Raw genomic sequence first — 2308 nt, forward strand, 5'->3', positions numbered from 1 at the left:
CCCCCCCGCCCCGCCCCGCTCCGGGCCGGCGGGCGGCCGGCGGCGGGGCGGGCGGTGTGCCGCCGGTCACAGCGGGTGGCGGTCCGGGGTGGCGGCGACCCCGGTCACGGCGGCGGAGCGGGCCGGGAGGGGCGTATCGGCACTGGTGGGGGCGTTCCGCGCCGCCTTCACTGGATCCACTCGTTTTCTTGAATCATTCCAGTTTGTGTCCTACTCTGGGTCCATGGACGACGCCACCGATCTCCGGGCGGCCGGGCTGCGGGTCACCGCCGCGCGGCTGGCGATCCTCGCGGCCGTTCGGTCCGGCAACCACCTCGACGCCGAGCACATCGCGGCCGGCGTCCGGGACCAGGTCGGCCACGTCTCGACGCAGGCGGTCTACGACTCCCTGCACGCGCTGACGGGGGCCGGGCTGCTGCGCCGCATCGAGCCCGCCGGATCGCCCGCGCGCTACGAGGTCCGTGTCGGCGACAACCACCACCACCTGGTGTGCCGCGGGTGCGGCGAGGTCACCGACATCGACTGCGTAATCGGCGAGGCGCCCTGCCTCGAACCCTCCGCCTCCCACGGCTACGTCATCGACCAGGCCGAGGTGGTGTTCTGGGGCGTCTGCCCGGCCTGCCGGGCCGCCGCCCCCGGCGGTACGCCCGGCTAGGGCCGTCCGCCCTCCCCGCCGGCCGCGGCGCGCGTGCGCGCCGCCGCCGGTCGCGGCCCCGCGCCGCCCCGCGCGGCCGTTCTCCTCATCTGCGAAAGGTGCGACAGTGACCCTTCCCTACAGCACGGACGACGCCGGCCACCCGGCTCCGAGCGACGGCTTCTCGCAGTCGGTGGGCCCCAACGGCCCGCTGCTGCTCCAGGACCACTTCCTGATCCAGAAGATGGCCCACTTCAACCGCGAGCGCGTGCCCGAGCGCGTCGTGCACGCCAAGGGCGGCGGCGCCTTCGGCGAGCTGGAGATCACCGAGGACGTCAGCCAGTTCACCAAGGCCGACCTGTTCCAGAAGGGCCGCAAGACCCCGCTGCTGCTGCGCTTCTCCACCGTCGCCGGCGAGCTGGGCAGCGCCGACAGCGCCCGCGACCCCCGCGGCTTCGCGCTGAAGTTCTACACCGAGCACGGCAACTACGACATCGTCGGCAACAACACGCCGATCTTCTTCATCCGCGACCCCTCGAAGTTCTCCGACTTCATCCACTCGCAGAAGCGCCGCGCCGACAACCAGCTGCACGACCACAACATGCAGTGGGACTTCTGGACGCTGAACCCGGAGTCGGCCCACCAGGTCTCCTTCCTGATGACCGACCGGGGCACCCCGAAGAGCTGGCGGCACGTCCACGGCTTCGGCAGCCACACCTTCCTCTGGTACAACGCCGCCGGCGACAAGTTCTGGGTGAAGTACCACTTCAAGACCGACCAGGGCATCGAGAACCTGACCGGCCCCGAGGCGAAGGCGCTGGAGGCGGCCGACCCCGACGTCCACCGCCGCGACCTGTGGCAGGCCATCGAGCGGCGCGAGTTCCCGTCCTGGACGGTGAACGTGCAGGTCATGCCGTTCGAGGACGCCGCCGACTACCGGTTCAACCCGTTCGACCTCACCAAGGTGTGGCCGCACGCCGACTACCCCGAGATCACCATCGGGCGCTTCACCCTGAACCGGAACCCGACGAACTACTTCGCCGAGATCGAGCAGGCCGGGTTCGAGCCGTCCAACCTGGTCCCCGGCATCGGCGCCAGCCCGGACAAGATGCTCCAGGGCCGGCTGTTCTCCTACCCCGACGCCCACCGGTACCGCATCGGCCCGAACTACCTGCAGCTCCCGGTGAACGCGCCGAAGTCGCCGGCCCGCAGCTACAACTTCGACGGCCCGATGGCGTTCACCAACAACGTCGACCCGGTCTACGCGCCGAACACGGTCGGCGGCCCGGTGGCGGCCGAGGACCTGTACAAGGGCGAGGACTACCACGTCGCGGGCGAGATCATCCGCTCCGCCTACCAGCTCCACAAGGAGGACGACGACTTCGGCCAGGCGCGCGCCCTGTGGGAGAAGGTCCTCTCCGAGGGCGAGCGCACCAACATGGTCGCCAACATCGTCGGCCACGCCTCGGCCCCCGAGGTCACCGCCGACATGAAGCAGCGCGTCGTGCAGTACTGGACCAACGTCCACTCCGACCTGGGTGCGGGCGTCGCGAAGGGCCTCGGCGTCATGGCCTGACTGACCCGGCTCCCGGCCGTCCCGGTGGCCGGCCGCACGGCCGCCGTTCCGGCGGAACGCGCCCCCGGGCGCGGATGACCCCATCCGCGCCCGGGGGC

Annotated in this window: 2 protein-coding genes; both read left to right on the forward strand. The window is 71.5% G+C overall.

The features are described from left to right. Window positions 1-223: 223 nt before the first annotated feature. On the forward strand, window positions 224-655 hold the full coding sequence (locus NT8_RS27910; protein WP_067976044.1) for a Fur family transcriptional regulator: 432 nt from the start codon (window positions 224-226) through the stop codon (window positions 653-655). A 106-nt stretch (window positions 656-761) separates the two neighbouring features. Next, window positions 762-2210 (forward strand): catalase, encoded by a 1449-nt coding sequence (locus NT8_RS27915; protein ID WP_067976045.1) that lies wholly within the window; start codon window positions 762-764, stop codon window positions 2208-2210. Window positions 2211-2308: the final 98 nt, after the last annotated feature.

The organism is Nocardiopsis trehalosi NBRC 14201 (assembly GCF_001552555.1).
In the GTDB taxonomy this organism is placed as follows: domain Bacteria; phylum Actinomycetota; class Actinomycetes; order Streptosporangiales; family Streptosporangiaceae; genus Nocardiopsis_B; species Nocardiopsis_B trehalosi.